The 16,753-nt window shown below is 51.1% G+C and carries 24 protein-coding genes and 5 pseudogenes; 4 read left to right on the top strand and 25 right to left on the bottom strand.

What is annotated here, in order from left to right; all coding sequences use genetic code 11:
* Positions 1–105: 105 nt before the first annotated feature.
* The 11 genes from traV to traM all read right to left on the bottom strand — a co-directional run bounded on the left by traV (position 106) and on the right by traM (position 6,555).
* On the bottom strand, positions 106–621 hold the full coding sequence (traV, locus tag C0K55_RS21220; protein WP_105266996.1) for a type IV conjugative transfer system lipoprotein TraV: 516 nt from the start codon (positions 619–621) through the stop codon (positions 106–108).
* On the bottom strand, positions 618–938 hold the full coding sequence (locus C0K55_RS21225; protein ID WP_236942614.1) for a conjugal transfer protein TrbD: 321 nt from the start codon (positions 936–938) through the stop codon (positions 618–620). Before C0K55_RS21225 ends, traV begins: the two co-directional genes overlap by 4 nt.
* Positions 925–1,512 carry a conjugal transfer pilus-stabilizing protein TraP gene (gene traP / locus C0K55_RS21230; RefSeq protein WP_105266997.1) on the bottom strand — a complete coding sequence of 196 codons (588 nt, stop codon included), beginning with the start codon at positions 1,510–1,512 and terminating at the stop codon, positions 925–927. Before traP ends, C0K55_RS21225 begins: the two co-directional genes overlap by 14 nt.
* Positions 1,502–2,950, bottom strand: a complete 1,449-nt coding sequence (gene traB, locus C0K55_RS21235; protein ID WP_105266998.1) for an F-type conjugal transfer pilus assembly protein TraB — start codon at positions 2,948–2,950, stop codon at positions 1,502–1,504. The genes traP and traB overlap by 11 nt, the downstream gene beginning before the upstream one ends.
* On the bottom strand, positions 2,950–3,678 hold the full coding sequence (gene traK, locus C0K55_RS21240) for a type-F conjugative transfer system secretin TraK (RefSeq protein WP_105266999.1): 729 nt from the start codon (positions 3,676–3,678) through the stop codon (positions 2,950–2,952). Before traK ends, traB begins: the two co-directional genes overlap by 1 nt.
* On the bottom strand, positions 3,665–4,231 hold the full coding sequence (gene traE / locus C0K55_RS21245) for a type IV conjugative transfer system protein TraE (RefSeq protein ID WP_000399792.1): 567 nt from the start codon (positions 4,229–4,231) through the stop codon (positions 3,665–3,667). Before traE ends, traK begins: the two co-directional genes overlap by 14 nt.
* A 21-nt stretch (positions 4,232–4,252) precedes the next feature.
* The gene (gene traL / locus C0K55_RS21250; protein WP_000012118.1) at positions 4,253–4,564 is read right to left on the bottom strand and encodes a type IV conjugative transfer system protein TraL; all 312 of its coding nucleotides are present in this window, start codon (positions 4,562–4,564) and stop codon (positions 4,253–4,255) included.
* A gap of 14 nt (positions 4,565–4,578) precedes the next feature.
* Positions 4,579–4,938, bottom strand: coding sequence for a type IV conjugative transfer system pilin TraA (traA, locus tag C0K55_RS21255; protein WP_105267000.1), 360 nt, complete (start codon positions 4,936–4,938; stop codon positions 4,579–4,581).
* A gap of 33 nt (positions 4,939–4,971) precedes the next feature.
* Complete coding sequence (gene traY / locus C0K55_RS21260) at positions 4,972–5,199, bottom strand: conjugal transfer relaxosome protein TraY (protein ID WP_001254386.1); 228 nt, start codon at positions 5,197–5,199, stop codon at positions 4,972–4,974.
* A gap of 93 nt (positions 5,200–5,292) precedes the next feature.
* Positions 5,293–5,979: a PAS domain-containing protein gene (locus tag C0K55_RS21265; RefSeq protein ID WP_123058167.1), complete on the bottom strand. Its 687-nt coding sequence runs from the start codon at positions 5,977–5,979 to the stop codon at positions 5,293–5,295.
* 192 nt (positions 5,980–6,171) lie between these two features.
* A complete protein-coding gene (traM, locus tag C0K55_RS21270) occupies positions 6,172–6,555 on the bottom strand; it encodes a conjugal transfer relaxosome DNA-binding protein TraM (RefSeq protein WP_059222172.1) in 384 nt (127 codons plus the stop codon).
* Positions 6,556–6,970: 415 nt separating this feature from the next.
* Between traM and C0K55_RS21275 the strand changes: the two genes are divergently transcribed.
* Complete coding sequence (locus C0K55_RS21275) at positions 6,971–7,480, top strand: transglycosylase SLT domain-containing protein (protein ID WP_000759171.1); 510 nt, start codon at positions 6,971–6,973, stop codon at positions 7,478–7,480.
* Between the two features lie 296 nt (positions 7,481–7,776).
* On the opposite strand, the pseudogene C0K55_RS21280 reads toward C0K55_RS21275, so the two are convergent.
* A pseudogene (locus C0K55_RS21280) lies at positions 7,777–8,601 on the bottom strand (DUF932 domain-containing protein).
* A gap of 296 nt (positions 8,602–8,897) precedes the next feature.
* Between C0K55_RS21280 and C0K55_RS21285 the strand changes: the two are divergent.
* Together C0K55_RS21285 and C0K55_RS21290 are read left to right on the top strand one after the other, a co-directional pair.
* On the top strand, positions 8,898–9,869 hold the full coding sequence (locus C0K55_RS21285; RefSeq protein WP_000082157.1) for an IS110 family transposase: 972 nt from the start codon (positions 8,898–8,900) through the stop codon (positions 9,867–9,869).
* 22 nt (positions 9,870–9,891) lie between these two features.
* Positions 9,892–10,250 (top strand): annotated as a pseudogene (locus C0K55_RS21290) (hypothetical protein); the annotation flags it as partial.
* Positions 10,251–10,335: 85 nt separating this feature from the next.
* On the opposite strand, the pseudogene C0K55_RS27225 reads toward C0K55_RS21290, so the two are convergent.
* The 4 genes and pseudogenes from C0K55_RS27225 to C0K55_RS26720 all read right to left on the bottom strand — a co-directional run.
* Positions 10,336–10,454 (bottom strand): annotated as a pseudogene (locus C0K55_RS27225) (class I SAM-dependent methyltransferase); the annotation flags it as partial.
* Positions 10,451–10,693 (bottom strand): hypothetical protein, encoded by a 243-nt coding sequence (locus C0K55_RS21295; protein ID WP_000540591.1) that lies wholly within the window; start codon positions 10,691–10,693, stop codon positions 10,451–10,453. The pseudogene C0K55_RS27225 and the gene C0K55_RS21295, both read right to left, overlap by 4 nt.
* A gap of 158 nt (positions 10,694–10,851) precedes the next feature.
* Positions 10,852–11,148, bottom strand: coding sequence for a hypothetical protein (locus C0K55_RS21300; protein ID WP_033549078.1), 297 nt, complete (start codon positions 11,146–11,148; stop codon positions 10,852–10,854).
* A 23-nt stretch (positions 11,149–11,171) separates the two neighbouring features.
* Entirely contained in the window at positions 11,172–11,378 is a 207-nt protein-coding gene (locus tag C0K55_RS26720; RefSeq protein ID WP_077776117.1) for a single-stranded DNA-binding protein, read from the bottom strand.
* A 69-nt stretch (positions 11,379–11,447) separates the two neighbouring features.
* Here C0K55_RS26720 and C0K55_RS26725 point away from each other — a divergent pair.
* A pseudogene (locus C0K55_RS26725) lies at positions 11,448–11,620 on the top strand (hypothetical protein); the annotation flags it as partial.
* Positions 11,621–11,896: 276 nt separating this feature from the next.
* Here the strand turns inward: C0K55_RS26725 and C0K55_RS26150 are convergent.
* The 9 genes and pseudogenes from C0K55_RS26150 to ssb form a co-directional block, all read right to left on the bottom strand.
* On the bottom strand, positions 11,897–12,064 hold the full coding sequence (locus tag C0K55_RS26150; protein ID WP_012817834.1) for a hypothetical protein: 168 nt from the start codon (positions 12,062–12,064) through the stop codon (positions 11,897–11,899).
* Positions 12,065–12,082: 18 nt separating this feature from the next.
* Entirely contained in the window at positions 12,083–12,181 is a 99-nt protein-coding gene (locus tag C0K55_RS26730; RefSeq protein ID WP_233329041.1) for a Hok/Gef family protein, read from the bottom strand.
* Positions 12,150–12,230, bottom strand: a pseudogene (locus C0K55_RS26735) (DUF5431 family protein); the annotation flags it as partial. The pseudogene C0K55_RS26735 and the gene C0K55_RS26730, both read right to left, overlap by 32 nt.
* 186 nt (positions 12,231–12,416) lie before the next feature.
* A complete protein-coding gene (locus C0K55_RS21320; protein ID WP_001178554.1) occupies positions 12,417–12,935 on the bottom strand; it encodes a hypothetical protein in 519 nt (172 codons plus the stop codon).
* A complete protein-coding gene (locus C0K55_RS21325; protein WP_105283436.1) occupies positions 12,935–13,654 on the bottom strand; it encodes a plasmid SOS inhibition protein A in 720 nt (239 codons plus the stop codon). The genes C0K55_RS21320 and C0K55_RS21325 overlap by 1 nt, the downstream gene beginning before the upstream one ends.
* Positions 13,651–14,085 carry a conjugation system SOS inhibitor PsiB gene (gene psiB, locus C0K55_RS21330; RefSeq protein ID WP_000845930.1) on the bottom strand — a complete coding sequence of 145 codons (435 nt, stop codon included), beginning with the start codon at positions 14,083–14,085 and terminating at the stop codon, positions 13,651–13,653. Before psiB ends, C0K55_RS21325 begins: the two co-directional genes overlap by 4 nt.
* A 54-nt stretch (positions 14,086–14,139) precedes the next feature.
* Positions 14,140–16,098 carry a ParB/RepB/Spo0J family partition protein gene (locus C0K55_RS21335; protein WP_105283437.1) on the bottom strand — a complete coding sequence of 653 codons (1,959 nt, stop codon included), beginning with the start codon at positions 16,096–16,098 and terminating at the stop codon, positions 14,140–14,142.
* A 63-nt stretch (positions 16,099–16,161) separates the two neighbouring features.
* Positions 16,162–16,395 (bottom strand): DUF905 domain-containing protein, encoded by a 234-nt coding sequence (locus C0K55_RS21340; protein ID WP_105265877.1) that lies wholly within the window; start codon positions 16,393–16,395, stop codon positions 16,162–16,164.
* 56 nt (positions 16,396–16,451) lie between these two features.
* Positions 16,452–16,753 (bottom strand): single-stranded DNA-binding protein (ssb, locus tag C0K55_RS21345; protein WP_123059776.1); only part of this gene is annotated, 302 nt, incomplete at its 5' end.

Raw genomic sequence — 16,753 nt, forward strand, 5'->3', positions numbered from 1 at the left:
GCTACCGCCCATCCCTTTTCACGCACAGGGCACTCGTTTTACTGGCAGATTTTGAATACAGAAAGCCCGCCGGCATTGCCGGCTGATATACAACTTCAGGGCCAGTTAATTAATACGTGGTTTTCCCCACGCAGACGGTTTAATAACAAAAAACACGCTGGATGGCTGATGATAAACATCCTGATTATCAATATATGGCGCTATCCATAATGCTGCCGTCTGCTCACCCGTTCTTAGCGGACGAGGAGGTGTTACCGGCGCAACTGAACTGACCGGAACGACCGTTTTCACTTCCCGGGCAGCGGTAAACAGCGGGCGTGGTGCCAGCAGTTTCTGCTCCGGATGTGCAGTCCTCGCAGGTCTGCTGCCGGATGGAGTTGTCGCAGTAACGGTTCGCACAGGTGTTGTCCGGAAGTTCCCTTCAGCCAGGCGCGGCAGTGATGCCGCAACCGGCTTTGCTTCTGAGGACTGCTCCAGTTTTTTGGCTTTCTCATTAGCCTGCTCCATCGTCATACAGGTATCTGATGTGGTGGCATTACACTCAAATTCCGTATTAGTTCCGGCACAGCCGGAAAGTAATAACGTCCCCAGCAGAGGAATAAATAAAGAAATCTGTTTCATTGCCCTTCTCCTTTTTTATTATTCCCCACAACAGCAGAAATTAACTCTGCTGTCAGATTTGTTTTCCCTGCACAGGGTTGTCCGAAGACCACTGTATTTCCCGGAGAAGAAAATAAGTTCATCGACATACCCTTCTTCATCACACCGACAGCAGCCATATTAAAATTGTGCGACAATGATTCAGAACCGAATTTCTTCGGTGCAGGAAGTACGATTCTTGTGGTGCAGTTACTGAGAACAGCATGCATAAAATCATCTGATACGCTTTTATCCGGTACAGAGCGGTCAGTAATAACATTAATATTACGCATGTTCATTTTTATCTCCGTTGTTTCTGTTTGTCCTGTCATCAGGGAAATAAACATGGCATTTCCTGATTTTTTCCGGCAGGGAAGCATCTTCCGTAAGAACCTCCTTCAGATGTTCATCTGCAGTTGCCACCCGGACACATTTCATTTTTCCGGGTCGCATCGGATATTTTCCGGAGATCACCGCCAGCGAGACATACATCAGTGCCAGTGTTGCCCATAATGCGGTGAACAGTTGCATCAGAGACTGATCAGTCTCCCTGGCATATTCTGCAGCATCCCCCCGGCGAAAACCGCACGTTACAGACGGAGGCATCGCTAAATCGGAACCAAAACTGTTCGAGCAGTATCGGACCGGATACAGCCCGGCTGGCGTTCTGCCCCTTACAAACTCGATCTCCTGAACCAGCAATTTCCCCGGTGTGGTGTTGTCCTTCCATAAAACCAGTAACGCCAGCAGAGCCATTGTGGCCAGCGGCAGAATGACGGCGTATTTCAGACACCAGAACAACCAACACAGGCCCCGGGCAACAACATACCGGGTGGCATGGCATATCTGACGGAGTGACATATTATTTGCCATCGTTACCCCCTCCCAGGCTGCCGGACATAAACTGCTGCGGATTCAGGTTGCCCAGTTGCTTCAGCATCTGGTCAGTATTAAAGCCGTTAAGATGATTTGTCATTGTGGAAGTAACAGATGCATTATTGCCATCAACAAAATTCTGAGCATGCTCTGCTGCAGCCTCTTCGACTGTTTTCGTTTGCTCCAGCGCCATCTCTTCCACGGTTTTCAGCTGGAAGCCGTCCTGGAACACCACGGTCACTTCGTTGCCCGCACCAATCGGTATCACCGGGTGATACTGCTCGGCACGTTTGATGTAATAGTCACTGAGCGTCTGTGCGGCTTTCGATGCGCCGCCACCGATACCCATTTTCAGGACATCACCGGCCCCGTAAGCGGCAGTGGCACCCAGCCCGACAGCCGGCTGGGAGGCGCGCTCCATTCCCTGACCGATACCGTCAACAAATCCCGCGCCCCATGCCCAGCCGAGGATTTTGCCGTTACGCATCACCACTTCGCCCTTGATACCGTTTTTGCCCCGGAAGCTGACATGCCCCTTAATCGGCATATCAATGGTTTTGCCGTCCTTCAGGCAGCTGATATTGCGGGTGCGTACAATGGCACGCTCACTGGAGACATCCCCCCAGGCTTCCAGCCCCACAAAACATCCCGTTGCGTCATACGTTTTGCTGTTCGGCATTTCCACCAGGCCGGTGATACGCAACTGCATCGGCACCGTGGATTCATTACCGGTGACAGACGCATTGGCATCCGCCCCTTCAATCAGCATGGCTTTCGCAAAACTTCCTGACGGAATGTACGGCAGTGATGGTCCCTGTTTTCCCTCATTACGGGCAAACACCTTACGCTGTATCCGGTTAGGCACCGGCACAGACTGGTACGTCACCTGTGGTGGTGGCGTGACACCATTCCCGGGATAAAACGCCGTCGGCGGTGGAACAGCAACGCTGCCCTGCGGCGGGAAGGATACGGGTGTGTTTCCTGGCTGTGGTTCGCCTTCCGGGCCGGGCGGTGAGGCTGGCATCTGCGGTACTGGTTCTCCGGTCGCGGTAACAGGATTTGCACCCAGGGCTTTTACCTGCTCTGCCAGGGCGGCATTGTCCTGTCCCAGCTTTTCAATACGACGCTGGTCATCACCGCGCTGTTTGTTCAGAACATCCAGCTCACGACGGATTTCCTCATACTGCTTCTGCATCTGCGCTGCCGTCACCTGCATCTCTGTGGTGGCATGCTGACGCACCTTGTCATCAAAAGTCGTATCCACCACACCGGTCATATCCGGCACAGGCTCCTGTTCTGCCACCGCCTCACCGTTACCGGACATGTCCACATCAGACAGATACAGTGCCCCACCAATCGCGGAGGCTGCACCGACAACCACAATCCCCAGCCACAGGTACTGTTTGCGTTTCACAATAGTGTTGATACTGGCCATCAGTTGCCCTCCCCGTCACGGATGACATACACATCCATGCGCGCACCTGCCAGTAACTGGCTGGCAGGCTGGCTGAACATCACGGCACGGGTTCCCGGCTGCCAGAAGTCACTTTCCCGGATATTCAGGGCAGACAGCGTTTTATTTTCCACGGAAAAGCGGACCATCTTCAGGTGATTCCCCGTCCATACGGCATCTGCCACTGAAGACAGCCCCGCCGGGGCCTGCAGGGTTTCTTTTGTCACAGGCACCTGATACCAGCCTGCAGGTAATTTTCCGCCACGAACGGCCTGGCTGATGGTCACAAGCAGGGATTCGTAAGGCGTGGACGTTTCCCACGCACCGGCTTCTTCTCCGGTTCCGCGCAGGTCACTGACCAGCTGAATGGTACGCCCCGCGCCTTCACGGGGAACGGCCTGAATGGAAAGATTCAGACCACGTTCTGTTTCCAGAATGAACGTAAAAGGCTTTTTGTTGACGGTGGCCACCACCACACCGCCGGAGGCGGTCTGCTCATTATTGGTCAGGGCACCATCCAGACTGTTCACGGCGATAATCCGGTCACCAGGAACGGTAAACAGATTCGGACTGGTATTGCTGATGGCAATACTGGCCTGACCACCGTTCACCATTGGCACCACGGTGGGTGCCAGCGTGCCGTTTGCGGCCATCACGCTACAGGAAAAAAACAGGCCGCCGAATATTATTGCTGTATTATTTTTTCTCATCGTCTGTTTCCCCGAAATTATCCAGCCAGGTCACCCCGTTTTCCCGCTTCAGAATAAGGATGTAATGTTTGATATCAGTGAAAGGTTTTGAATCACCAATCCAGGTTTTAAGCACACCACGAATTTCCACACGGCCATACTGAGGCCAGACACGAACACTGGTCTGGAAAAAGGCGGAGTTCACGTTATCGTTTTTAATACGCTTCGCTTCTTCAGCCAGAATAACTTTCATCTGGTTCTGTGCGCCCGGACGGATATATTGCAGAAGCGCCTGATGTGAGGCATCGACGGTTTCTGATGAAACATTCAGACGGAGGGCAATAAATGACAGTGCCATCTGCTGTAAATAAGAGGCGTCGGCACTGTTCTGCGACACGGCAAAGGGGGCATTAAATGCCATTGGCGTCACGGCAGTGCGTTGCTCATTCTGAAGACGGTAGTTATTTACCCCCTGAATGACGTTAACAGAGAGGCTGAGAACAATAAGCACTGACATAAATATAAAGGCGATGGCCATTACACGACTGGTACTTAAACGGGCACCGTGTTCCATATAACAATCCTGGTATCAGTTCTATTTAATCCACTGCCGGAAACACGAATCGGGAACATTATGAAAAATACCGCGCAGCAGGGCTGTTGGCATATACCAGTAAATCAGGTCACGTAACCAGGAACTGCCCCGCCCTTTTTTCAGTTTTTTAATCCCGAAATAAACCAGAACCGCTGCACCAATACCGAACAGATATTTTGATGTCATCATTCCCCACCCAATACAAATTACTGCGGGGATGAGTTCATCCAGCGGCAGGCCAAACCAGCGGCTCTGGTTGGTCAGTGTTTCCGGGAAACGATACTTTTTAAGTTTATTCTCGTCTCCCGACATCGTTTTATTTCCTGTCAGAGGCCAACGACGGTCATACCCACAGCAATAAATACAGAGATGATGGCAAAACCGGCCAGGAACTTGACGTTTTTGGTCATCATGTACATGACCGCACCGACCAGAACTTCAGCCAGAACAACCCATTTAACAACACTGGAGTCCTTACCGAAGGTCGCCTTAACCGTGGAGTTACCACTCTGCATCAGGTCCTGACCACCGGAAGCCATCGCCAGCTGCGGGAAGAACATCATCAGAACAGCAGCCGGGAGCACAGCGCGTGCCAGGCGAAGCATATTCAGACGAGTGAATTTAGAAAAAAACGACTTCTTTTTGACGGGCGCAGAAGCACCCTGAACACTTAAAACGGCGTCCATATGATTCCTCTGTTTAATATTGATAGATAAAAACTAAAGCTCTTTAAATGTTGACTCGCTCTCTTCAGTCACCTCCCTGAATATTTCTTCGTTATAGAAATCAGGAAACCGTTTCAGATGATCTCTGAGACGGATCTGAACTTCTATAGTTTTACTTCTGCCACTACGATCTTTGGCCTTAATAAGTCGGTTATTTGTATCTTCGTCGAGATACACCGAGACCGTTCTGCTTATACCGCCTCTCGCGTTACGCCTCCTCACTCAATTCACCTCTGTTTCCCGGCTAATAAAATTATGATTACACAGAAACCGACGAAAAAAAACACGCCAAAATTGGCGTGCCTTATTTTACATTTATTTAACGCTATAAAATTCACGAATTATACTTAATAGTAAATCTATCTCTCCTTTATATATACATTGCACTCTGAATAAATCAAAATGCTCAAAAATTTCTTTTATTTTACGTTTGACTGGTTTGATTCGGTCCTCAGATGCTCTGTCTGTAATACCCAATTCTCTGGCTATTGTTGCATGACCAACCCCCAGCATATAAAAAGAGAAAACAAGCAGTGTCCCAGGAGAAAGATCATTCCATATCGTTAATTTATCAGAAACATTTATATTATTCCCACTCTGATTTAACGCAAAAAACGGATAATCCGGAAACGGATTAATTTGCCATAAAACAACAGATTCATCATTATAAAAAGAAACATTTTCCATTCTTACTTGATAGATTTCGCCATGAAAATTAAAACGACGACAAAATGCAGAGCCATGCCCAAGAGCCTGACATTCCAGTTCAAGTGATGAAAGAAAAATTTCAACCTGCAGACGTATATAACTCTCTCCGGATAAAGGTTTATCTTCTCTGGAAAAGAGTTCAATAAAAGCCCCATTGGCATAAAGGATTTTCCGGTTTTTGTTGCGGACACAAACCGGAACGGGAGAATTTCTGTAGATATCCTGAATATTAAGGATGTAATTATTTACAGATTGACTGTGAAGTGGGCTTTCTCTACGATCCAGCGCACACATAGGAACCTCCGTTAAGGATTCTATGGACAGTCGATACAGGGAGGTCAGATCTCCCTGTATCGGCGATTTTCAGTTTTAAATTTTAACGTGGCATTAACCACGTAATTAATATACTAATTATCCTGACTATTGTCATCAGTTTGAATCAAAAAAAAAACTCTGATATTTGAACAAAGTCAAAATTATTTCCCTTTATTCATCATCATTTTTTGGGAAAAATCGTTCCATCTCAACAGACACTTTCTCTCTGATATCATCAACCATATTAGTATATTCAAACTTCGGGTTTCCGGAAACATGAGGACTAAGAGACTCAATACCTAAAATCTTTGCCACCGTTGACTGTGTTTTTACAACACATTCAAGAAGTAGTTTATTAAACTCTGTCTGATTAAACGCAGACTCTTTACGCTCCACCTGAGCATCATATACACGAAGCCCCAATTCAAGAAGCATTGAAGCAGTTCCTGAAAGGCTTATATCTTTATCTCTTGCACCCTCCTGACGACGTTTTTCAACAATCATGTTAATTTTTTCATGAACCTCATTACTGATATACAAATTTACTCTGGCCATAAGACAGTACCTTTTAGATTCTGAAACAAGTGTTTTATTTCATCCACTCATAGTATGGTCTTAAAAAAGAAGAGCACCCCTAGCAGCGCCCCTAGGGTTATACTATAAAAAAACGCACGGCGCTGCTAGGGGCGGCCCTAATATATGCCAATGTTTTTTATAAAAATTGTCAGTACTGACCCTAACAAGGGTCGCCATAGGGTCGCCATAGGGTCGTCAACGCCCCTATTTAATAATGTAAAATAAATTAAAATACATTATTTATAATATAAGCCAATGATTCAAAAAGTAAATCAGCAAAAACTTGTTTTTGCGTGGGGTGTGGTGCTTTTGGTGGTGAGAACCACCAACTAGTTGAGCCTTATTGTGGAGTAGGTTAAATTATTTCCGGATAATGTCACCAGAGGTGAAAAAAATGAAAAAATGGATGTTAGCAATCTGCCTGATGTTTATAAATGGGATCTGCGAAGCCGCCGATTGCTTTGATCTTGCAGGTCGGGATTACAAAATAGACCCAGATTTACTGAGAGCGATATCATGGAAAGAATCCCGTTACCGGGTTAATGCCATTGGTATTAATCCGGTAACGGGATATGGCAGCGGACTGATGCAAGTAGACTCCCAGCATTTTAACGAACTGGCCCGCTACGGAATTAAGCCAGAACATCTGACAACAGATCCCTGCATGAACATTTATACCGGTGCCTATTATCTGGCAATAGCATTTAAAAAATGGGGCGTATCCTGGGAAGCCGTTGGTGCATACAATGCCGGATTCAAAAAGAGTGAACGCCAGAACCGGAGGCGTCTTGCCTATGCATCAGACGTTTACCGGATTTATACCGGGATAAAGAGCAGTAAAGGCATCCGGGTTCCGACCACGAAGAAATCACTTCCCCAAATTAACAGTGTGCAGAACAATTAATATTGTATACATTATCAAATACCGGTTATGCCGCGACAGCGGCATGGAAGGCCACACACAAAAATATCATATGAGTGATAATGCTGACTGGCCGAAGCCCCGCAAAGCGGGAACCCATCTTATATATATCCGGTAACTGCGCAGCCTCCTGCCAGACCATTTTTCGCGGGCACAATATTTACAGACTACCGAAAAGCCAGTTGATGAAATTGAGGCATATCAGACGACATAGCAATGCCTCAGGATGATAATATAAGTAAAGCCCCGAAAAATTTTTCGGGGCTTTACTTATATTATCATGACTTCCACTCCCTGAACTGTTCGGCAATCATCCATAATGCTTTGTTGATTCGGATATCACCATCAATGCCTGTAATGGCTCTTGTCCTGGTATTTTTACCGGAGGTACTTTGCCCCGATAATCCACCTTTTATCATATTCTCCTGAACCCGCTGCCAGGTTGTCCAGAGATCGTTCTGCTTATCCTCCCAACGGTGGGGAGTAATTATTTGTTCAGGCGTCACTGGCGTTTTATTTTCATCTTCATACCTGACCATCAGTGCAGCTCTGCCAAATAAATGTTGCTCGTCACTGTTAAGATGTATCTCTTTCATTGTCTCCATATTTTCAGTGACTTTTTCAAAGACACCGGGCACTTCATACGATCCCTCAATAACCTGCCCGACAATATCACCTTTATGTGGAACACGGATTTTGCCCAAATTATTTCCGCACACCAGGCCATTTGTGCAGACAAAATGAAAAACTCCGGGGATCATCTGATAACGGGATGAACCATCATGTGAATAAAGCAGGATAACTTCAGGAACTTCTATCCCGTTAATATGTCCTTCCCTGTGAAGACGTAACATATGTTTACTGTATTCACGCCGCCTTAAATCACGAACCCGGCTGTGACAGGCAATAGAAACGGCTGGCCCCCTTCATCACGTAACTTATTGATGATATTGATGGTTGGGATATATGTATAACACTCACTCCGGGATTCATATTTATCACCAGAAAAAACAGACGAAACAAACTGCATTAATTCGTCATCCGTTTAAAGGAGGCTCACAGCAGATGGAATTATACTGCCCAAAACGGGAAGCTAATCGCATAACCGCCACTCCTCATAAATTTAATAAAAAATTTTTCCGCTTAATATAATCCCCTTCTCATAACCCAACAGTTTGTTAACAATAAGGAGGGAGAGCGCGTGTGCGAAACGGCGTTGCCCCTTGTATCTTGGTTCTTCGTTATCATGAGCAGCGAATAGATTTGGCAAAGCGTATGCAGCCTGGTGCCCCTTAGGGTTTAAGCCCGTATGTAAGCAAATGGCGCATACGCTGAGCCACTCATCTGAAACCCGAACAGTTGTCCGTAATTCATAACGCATTTGCAAGGATGGGTAATAATGAGTCAGCCAAATCCGCTTTGTGTGGGTATTGATGTTTCTAAAACAACTCTGGACATTGCTACTGCTAACAACGAGTTTGCTCAGTTTACTGCTGGTAACGACACCGATGGTTTTGAGCTCATCATTGCTGAATTGAGAAAGCATTCGGTGGCGCTGGTTTTGATGGAGGCTACAGGTGGGCTTGAAGCTGCTGTAGCCTGTTCACTTCAGGCTGAAGGTTTTGATATCGCGGTCATCAATCCCAGACAGGCCAGGAATTTCTCTCGTGCTATGGGATATCTGGCAAAGACCGACAGGATTGATGCAAAAGTGCTGTCTCAAATGGCCGAGGTAATAAACCGTCATCCAGAACGGGAGCGCTTTATCAAAGCTATACCCGACGCCGAACGGCAAATTCTTGCCGCTATGGTGGTACGTAGACGCCAGTTGATAACAATGTTGGTTGCGGAACGGAACAGACTTCACCCTGCACATCCTCAGAACAGAAAGAGTATCAATACCATCATAAAAGCCCTGGAGGATGAACTTTCCCGAATTGACGAGGCGATGAATAATCACATTAAAACTCATTTCAAAGAGCTTGCAGCTCGTTTGAGCAGCATTAAGGGGGTTGGTGCAATGACAGTTGCCACATTGCTCTCTGAAGTACCTGAACTGGGAAGTCTTTCACGTCGAGAGATTAGTGCACTTATAGGTGTGGCTCCTGTAAACAGAGACTCCGGAACAATGCGTGGTAGACGAACTATTTTTGGCGGGAGAGCTGGCGTAAGAACTGCGCTTTATATGGCTGCGCTTGTCGCGACCAGATTTAATCCCGTAATAAAAGCTTTTTATACGCGACTCATTACAGCTGGAAAAGTGAGGAAAGTTGCTCTTGTTGCCTGCATGCGCAAGCTGTTAACCATTCTGAATGCAATGATCCGAAAGAATGAAGAATGGAGTGATTCATACCACAAGTTTTCATTATAAATATCATGCTCAAGACAGTTGCTTACATCCCGGCGGCCTTTTGCCGGGATGCCGGGAGCGCAGGCCACGGCGCGACAAGGGTGGCGCGACCGTTCCGGTCGCTGCAAACCCGGGGGTTTCGCGTCAGGGATGGAAGCCCGCCAGGGCGGAGACAGCTCCGCTGGCTCCGTTCACGACAGCCCGCCCCGCCAGGGGGACGCCCGGAAAAGGCACAGTCGGGAGAACAACAGAACTGACAGGAATGAGAGCAGCAGGAAAAAGAAGAACAGTAGCAGTAGCAGCAGCAGGAACAACAACACCATCAGTAACAGACAAATGACAGGTCTGAAAAAACAGAAGCCCACAGCAGAACGTCCGCGTAATGAAAGGGGCGGCGCGTGAGCGCGGCCCCTTTCAGCGCCACCGGCGCGCGGTCTTTTCCCGGCGCGGGCAGACAGGCATTTATCCTCCCGCCTGCCCGTCGTCTTCAGGCCCGCAGACGAATAATCATCGTCGGAACACGGGTATAAGCAAACATGCCGCGCGGCAGCTCCCTGGGAATGCAGAAGACGCCAGCAACGTCTTCTGCTGGCGTGATTTGTTCAGACCTCTGTCGAGCCGATCCATATACCATTCAGATAAGCATCAAATGCATCGTTCCCCTCCTGCACTTCCTGCGGCTGAACAAGGTTCAGGCTTTCGTGTGTCCAGCCGGCTTCAGGTGCAGACACTTTCAGCAGAAGATGCCCATCAGAATCACGAATCTCCAGATCAGCAAACGTGTTCCCGGTCAGGATATCTGGTTCACCGGGTCGTTGATCTGTAACATATGTGATATATCCCATCCTTTCTCTCCACATTAAATATTTCAGCACTATCCGGGACGACGGTGCGGCCCGATTTTCGGTACTCCAGAGCCAGTTCAGCCATCAGAGCATCTTTCGCTTAATTTCCTGCCCCCTGATTGCCATTAACAAATCACCAACAATCAGAGGGATAATCATCACACAGGACTGCTCATGGGCTGACCGGCCTGTTGGCTGAAAAGCATCACCAGTGCACTCAAATCACTGGCTTTTTGTCTGATAACTGGCGTGTGATTTTCCAGGCTATCCAACAGCGCCCCCAGTTCATCATTGATTTGCCCTAACTGTTTCATCAGCGTTTCCGCATCCTGGCTGCTCTGATATGCAAGATTTGCCTGAACAGCACGACTCTGCATGATGTCGATTTGTGCGATTGCGTCTTTCTGCTGATCACCGGTTGGCTGATAAGTGGTGTTAAAAGAAAATGCGCTCATGTTTCCTCCTGTGTTTAATGTTTTCAGCCCCCATCATCTGTTGAGTTTCGGGAGCCGCGGTTTTGACGTTTTGCGGGGACCTGCTCTTTGTTCCCTCCGGTATTAACCATCACCTGTTTGAGAACCTTCGCCGCATGGGGCATCACTGCCACGGCCGGAAACGACTGTCCGGGGGCAGACCGCAAAAGTTTTTGCCTGCTTTTGGGCAAAAAGTTTTGCGGGATGTACATTTCACCCCTGGACTGGCGGAGACGGTTGTGGCTGTCTTTGCCCCCGGCGACAGGGGCTTAAACAGGTGTATGGCACCGGACACAACAACGGGCAGGGACCCGCCGCAACGACGGAGAGCGCGTGCGCGAAACGGCGTTGCCCCTCACATCCCGGCGGCCTTTTGCCGGGATGCCAGGAGCGCAGGCCACGGCGCGACAGAGGCGGCGCGACCGGAACGGTCGCTGCAAGCCCGGGGTTTTCACGCATCGGACCGTAGCGACAGCCCGAAACCGCGCCAGCGGGTTCGGCGGAGACTGGCAGGTGCGCCAGCAGCTGCCTGTCGGAGTCGGGCCTGACGACCGGATGCCGCCAGGCAGCCGGGAGCCGAAGGTGCGCCCGGCAGACAGGACAACACTGCAGTAGTCAGAATCAGAGCAGGAAGAAAAAGAGAATAATCACGGGAAAAGTAATGTCATTTCTGACAACTGGCCATAAACAGAGAAGGCGGAGGAGAAGAACGGGCGCCGCAGGCGCGCGTTCATCCCCGTTCCCGAAGGGAAACGGCCTTCCTGGCAGTCTGGTTGTTCATGCCCGCACAATGCCAGTAAGGAAAAAGGGACTGCCGTAGAATGGACAAACCGGCAGTCCCTTCATAAAGGCGCTTCAGTGCAGTCAGTGCCAGCATCAGCCCTGAAAAGGCGGGCATGCGCCCGCCTCCAGGTTGCTACTTACCGGATTCGTAAGCCATGAAAGCCGCCACCTCCCTGTCCCCGTCTCTGTAACGAATTTCGCACAGCGATTTTCGTGTCAGATAAGTGAACATCAACAGTGTGAGACACACGATCAACACACACCAGACAAGGGAGCTTCGTGGTAGTTTCATGGCCTTCTTCTCCTTGCGCAAAGCGCGGTAAGAGGCTATCCTGATGTTGTCAGACATATGGGATGCCTCGTGGGTTAATGAAAAATTAACTACGGGGCTATCTTCTTTCTGCCACACAACACGGTAACAAACCACCTTCACGTCATGAGGCAGAAAGCCTCAAGCGCCGGGCACATCATAGCCCATATGTCTGCACCCTGTCAGCATCTGCACCGTTCTCCGTTACGCCCCGGATTTCCAGCCGACGCAGAGCACTGAACAGATAATCGCATTCAGCCTGTTTGTTTGCCCTGAACGGTTTTGCAACCGTAACCACCCACTGATGATTTCCGGGCCAGCCATGTATCTTTCTGACCCGCCCGTTAATCACATACAACAGTCCCCAGCCCGCCGGTAAATCGTCCACGGTAATCACGCCCGGCTCACAAAGATAAAAACGCCAGTCTCCCATGCCCTTTTCCGGCTCTGCCCTGAACACCTTTTTCCGGTCAGCCAGGAAATCAGACCGTGAGCATTTCACCTCAATGAGACATGACGCTCCGTTACGGAAGCCCAGAGCATCAGGATGTTCACCGCAGGGCGTCCATGCGTGAAAACGGTCACCGAACACCACCTTAAAGCCGTTGTTGCGGAGAAAACGGCAGGCCAGTTCACACAGTTCCCTGTGTGTTTTCGGATGTCTGGCGTTCTGCATCACGCCACCTCCCGGAGTTTGTTCGGCACCATCCACCGCTCCATCTCACGGACAACATGACCGACCTCCCTTGCCGCCATACTGGCTTCCGCGATGACCTGCCAGAACGGCATATCCTGCCACTGCCAGCGTTCCATCCCGGCCAGTGACGGAAAACGCTCACCCCACTGCCAGAACAGGGTTTCCAGGTCATGCTCTGCCACCCGGTCACTCCAGCGGGCATGCCAGCTTCCGACTGTTTCCGGTGAATGGAATGCCAGTTCGATTTCAGCCTGAGCAACCAGCGCCTGGTACGCACGGGCTTTCTGCTCTGCCTCCCGTGCCTGCTGACGGCTGTACTTCTGCATGACCAGCGCGGATTTATGGCGACTGCGTTCCCTGACACGGAACCGCACCGACGGGAACAACCGCTCTGCCGCATCACCGGGAAGGGGAAGGAGGCAGACCTCGCCCTGTGTTTCAATCAGCACATCGACGGCATACAGCCACTGAAGACGGTTACCGCGCAGTTCTTCTGCAGTCAGAGATGGCATGAAAAATCGCAGGTCAGACAGCGAAATCCTGCGGCTTCCGTTCAGACAGCGGAAAAACGCCCCCGCATACGGATATTCCGCCAGCGTGTTTCCCTGATGGCGGCGTTTTTCCGTCTCCGCCACCGCCCGCCATGCGGCCTGTTGCTCTGTGCTGAGGGGAACCAGTGCCTGTGAACATGCGCTCATGCCTGACCTCCTTCCGCCATCAGGATATGGATGATGTCACTGACGCTGTATCCCTGTTCATCCAGTGACGCCGCCAGTGCCAGTGAATGGCTGACGGCTTCCGGTACAAACCGCCGCTGCACCTGAACCACCGCAAACGGCTCACCACCGGCATTGACCAGAACCAGCACCCAGACCTGAGAGACGTCACCTGGTGAACATAACGCCAGGTGAAAACGTTCGTGGGCAGGCGTGAAACGAACCTGGACGGGGAAAAAGCCGCCAAACTCGCTGCCGTACTCGCCGTTCATCGTCCAGTTATCCGGCGCATCCAGCTCCCGCATCACGGCGTGAGTCAGCTCACGGCGTTCATCACTTCCGGCAGCCCGGATATCTTCATATTCCTGTGCGTTCATGGTCTGTAATACATTCAGGGTCAGTTCAGTTTTCATCACGGTATCTCCCTTGCTGCCGCCCCGTCTCCGGCGGGGCGGTGTGGTTGTTCATCAGGCGGCATCAGCCAGGTTATCGGTGCGTTCAGTGGTATCCGTCTGTGGACGTGGTGCACACATCCAGCCAGGCACCCAGCGGTTGTCTTTCATATGGTGCTCTGCATGTTCAGCCGCATCGCCTTTCTTCATTTTCTCCGCGTCCCGGGCGGCACCGGACAGTCCGGCATCATTCAGGGCTGCGATAATCTGCGGCTTTTTCAGGTGTCCGAAGAAGTTCGCTTTTGTCGGCTGCCACCAGTCGCGCATGTGGAATCCGATAGCCGTTTCCAGCGAATCCAGCGGACTGCGTGACGTGTGACCACAATTGCGGGTCTGGACACCGTAAAGGCTGCATGCGGTGCAGAAACTGAGCAGGGATAACAGCACCTCCTGGCTGAGTGACAGGAACGTCGTCATATCCCATGCCCATCCCTCCGGTAACAGGGCGGCAAGACGGGCTTTTTCTGCCATCATCGCCATGAATGCGGCCCCTTCCTTCCCTGACGGCGCATCGCTGGTCAGCGAATAATGTTTACATTCCAGACTGATTTGTGCTGGTTTACTGTACGCTCCGCTGCCAAACACATTCAGACAGAGCGTCCATGCCAGCAGTGCCAGAGATTTGTCCGGTTGCTGCATCAGTGCCGCCTGGACTGCCAGCGTGCGCTCTGAGGACATTTTCGTCAGCAACGGCAGGCTGACTTCCTCCACGGAGGCCTTTTCCTGCACCTGTTCCGTGCGGTCAGCGTCGTCAGCCACGTCATCTTCACTGCGCAACTGCACACCACGCTGGACACACACATTGCCGTAACGCCAGGACACCACCACACCGCTTCCGGCACGCATCTCCGGCGTCCACGCTCTGACCTTCGCCATGCAGCGCATCAGCTTCATTTCTGCTTCCAGCAGGTCGGATTCCTCACACTGATTTTCCAGCGCGTCGTAACGCGTCATCAGTTCGTTCAGGCGTTCTTCTTCCGCCTCCGTCAGCACCGCTTCCGGCTCCGGCAGACAGCGGTATGTTCCGGCATCCTCACGGCACTCACCGACAGGCTCCATGCGTCCGGCGCACCATTCCCAGCCTTCGGCTTCCCGAAGGTGTTCAGCGACAGCCTGGAGTTTTTCCAGCAGAGCGGCATCGAGCGCCACACGGTCCACATAGCCACCCTCGTCGTCGCTGAACAAATCGGTGCGCAGTTCATCTGGCGAGAAGGCATCAGCCCCCACAAAGCGGAATTTAGTGTTGTCCTTCACTGCCACTTCACTTTCCGTAATCAGGTTGCGGATAACCCGCACATCCGGTTTACCGCCCCATCCTGACTGGCAGGCGGCTTCAAACACCTGCACCTGACGCACGGTGTCGTTCTCCAGCGCCAGCGCCTGACAGTGTTCTGTGGTGATGCGGTCTTCTGCCAGCGCATCGAGGATGACAGGCGCAAGGTCTGCCAGTTTCAGCATTCGCTGAACGTGGCGGGGTGAATAGCCCAGCAAATCACCGATTTGTGCAGGTGTTTTGCCTTCCTGCGCCATTGCACGGAATCCGGCAATCTGTTCGGCAGGGTGCATATCCCGACGATGACCGTTTTCAGTCATTGATGCCGCCGTCGCCAGTTCCTGCGGAATAACCTTCACGCGTACAGGCCAGTCAGCCGTAAGGATGTTGCGCTCTGCCAGCATGTTGAGTGCTGCCAGTCGGCGACCACCTGCGGCGACACCGTAACGGTCACCTGGCAGGGCATGCACGACCAGATTCTGCAGCAGGCCGACGCCCTGAATGGACTCCGCCAGTTCGCTGACGGACTCCGCAGAATACGGCACCGTGCGTACATTCAGCGGTGACTTAATCAGTGAGGCCAGCGGCACGCTCACTTCCTCCGTCTGCGCCAGCAGGGCAGACAGGACGGTTTCCTGTGCTTTTGACAGTTTATGGCTGGATTTATACCCCTTTTTTGCCTTAGACTCTGTAACTGACATATATTTCTCCTTTAGCTGGGATGGTTGTATGTCTGCCGGACGTGTCCCCGTCCGGCACCTCTCTTACTTAAGAATGCCGAAATCCCGGATGACATGGTTCATCCAGTACCCGGCACCGTCCTCAAAATTCCAGGTGCGCCAGACCATTACACCGTTATTGCGGACAACCAGGCGAAAATGTTCCCCGTGGTCATCCTCGATAAAGACGTTCCGGTACTGTGCGGCAACGGCTTCAGCCTGTTCGCGGGTAAAGGAGCCGTCAGGCAGTCCCTGAAGTATTCTGAAATATTCGCTCATCCTCATCTCTCCGGTGATGCCCCGCACTGGACGGGGCGGTTGTCACTGTCAGTCGTTCAGAACGGAATGTCGTCATCGAAGTCATACGCGGGTTCAGACGGCGGCTGAGGCTCCGGCTGCGCGGCCTTACGTCCACGGCCTTTCGTTTTCGCGCCTCCTTTTTTCGTTTCCGGCTGTGGTTCCGGCTGAGGCTGACCGCTGAACTGTTGTGCCTCTTCCGGCTGAGTCTGTGCACCTGCGGCACGTCCCAACATCTGCATGGTGCCCGTGGTTTTAACAAGGATTTCAGTGATGTAACGGGTGACGCCGTTGTTGTCGTCCCAGCTACGGGTACGGAGTTGCCCCTCGATGTAGACCT

Source organism: Escherichia sp. MOD1-EC6098, assembly GCF_002965865.1.
Taxonomy (GTDB): Bacteria; Pseudomonadota; Gammaproteobacteria; order Enterobacterales; family Enterobacteriaceae; genus Escherichia; species Escherichia marmotae.

Coding starts and splice junctions, on each gene's coding strand:
- traV (WP_105266996.1), bottom strand. CDS start 621: ATGAAACAGATTTCTTTATTTATTCCTCTGCTGGGGACGTTATTACTT.
- C0K55_RS21225 (WP_236942614.1), bottom strand. CDS start 938: ATGAACATGCGTAATATTAATGTTATTACTGACCGCTCTGTACCGGAT.
- traP (WP_105266997.1), bottom strand. CDS start 1,512: ATGGCAAATAATATGTCACTCCGTCAGATATGCCATGCCACCCGGTAT.
- traB (WP_105266998.1), bottom strand. CDS start 2,950: ATGGCCAGTATCAACACTATTGTGAAACGCAAACAGTACCTGTGGCTG.
- traK (WP_105266999.1), bottom strand. CDS start 3,678: ATGAGAAAAAATAATACAGCAATAATATTCGGCGGCCTGTTTTTTTCC.
- traE (WP_000399792.1), bottom strand. CDS start 4,231: ATGGAACACGGTGCCCGTTTAAGTACCAGTCGTGTAATGGCCATCGCC.
- traL (WP_000012118.1), bottom strand. CDS start 4,564: ATGTCGGGAGACGAGAATAAACTTAAAAAGTATCGTTTCCCGGAAACA.
- traA (WP_105267000.1), bottom strand. CDS start 4,938: ATGGACGCCGTTTTAAGTGTTCAGGGTGCTTCTGCGCCCGTCAAAAAG.
- C0K55_RS21265 (WP_123058167.1), bottom strand. CDS start 5,979: ATGTGTGCGCTGGATCGTAGAGAAAGCCCACTTCACAGTCAATCTGTA.
- traM (WP_059222172.1), bottom strand. CDS start 6,555: ATGGCCAGAGTAAATTTGTATATCAGTAATGAGGTTCATGAAAAAATT.
- C0K55_RS21275 (WP_000759171.1), top strand. CDS start 6,971: ATGAAAAAATGGATGTTAGCAATCTGCCTGATGTTTATAAATGGGATC.
- C0K55_RS21285 (WP_000082157.1), top strand. CDS start 8,898: ATGAGTCAGCCAAATCCGCTTTGTGTGGGTATTGATGTTTCTAAAACA.
- C0K55_RS21295 (WP_000540591.1), bottom strand. CDS start 10,693: ATGGGATATATCACATATGTTACAGATCAACGACCCGGTGAACCAGAT.
- C0K55_RS21300 (WP_033549078.1), bottom strand. CDS start 11,148: ATGAGCGCATTTTCTTTTAACACCACTTATCAGCCAACCGGTGATCAG.
- C0K55_RS26720 (WP_077776117.1), bottom strand. CDS start 11,378: ATGTACATCCCGCAAAACTTTTTGCCCAAAAGCAGGCAAAAACTTTTG.
- C0K55_RS26150 (WP_012817834.1), bottom strand. CDS start 12,064: ATGCCCGCCTTTTCAGGGCTGATGCTGGCACTGACTGCACTGAAGCGC.
- C0K55_RS26730 (WP_233329041.1), bottom strand. CDS start 12,181: ATGTTCACTTATCTGACACGAAAATCGCTGTGCGAAATTCGTTACAGA.
- C0K55_RS21320 (WP_001178554.1), bottom strand. CDS start 12,935: ATGCAGAACGCCAGACATCCGAAAACACACAGGGAACTGTGTGAACTG.
- C0K55_RS21325 (WP_105283436.1), bottom strand. CDS start 13,654: ATGAGCGCATGTTCACAGGCACTGGTTCCCCTCAGCACAGAGCAACAG.
- psiB (WP_000845930.1), bottom strand. CDS start 14,085: ATGAAAACTGAACTGACCCTGAATGTATTACAGACCATGAACGCACAG.
- C0K55_RS21335 (WP_105283437.1), bottom strand. CDS start 16,098: ATGTCAGTTACAGAGTCTAAGGCAAAAAAGGGGTATAAATCCAGCCAT.
- C0K55_RS21340 (WP_105265877.1), bottom strand. CDS start 16,395: ATGAGCGAATATTTCAGAATACTTCAGGGACTGCCTGACGGCTCCTTT.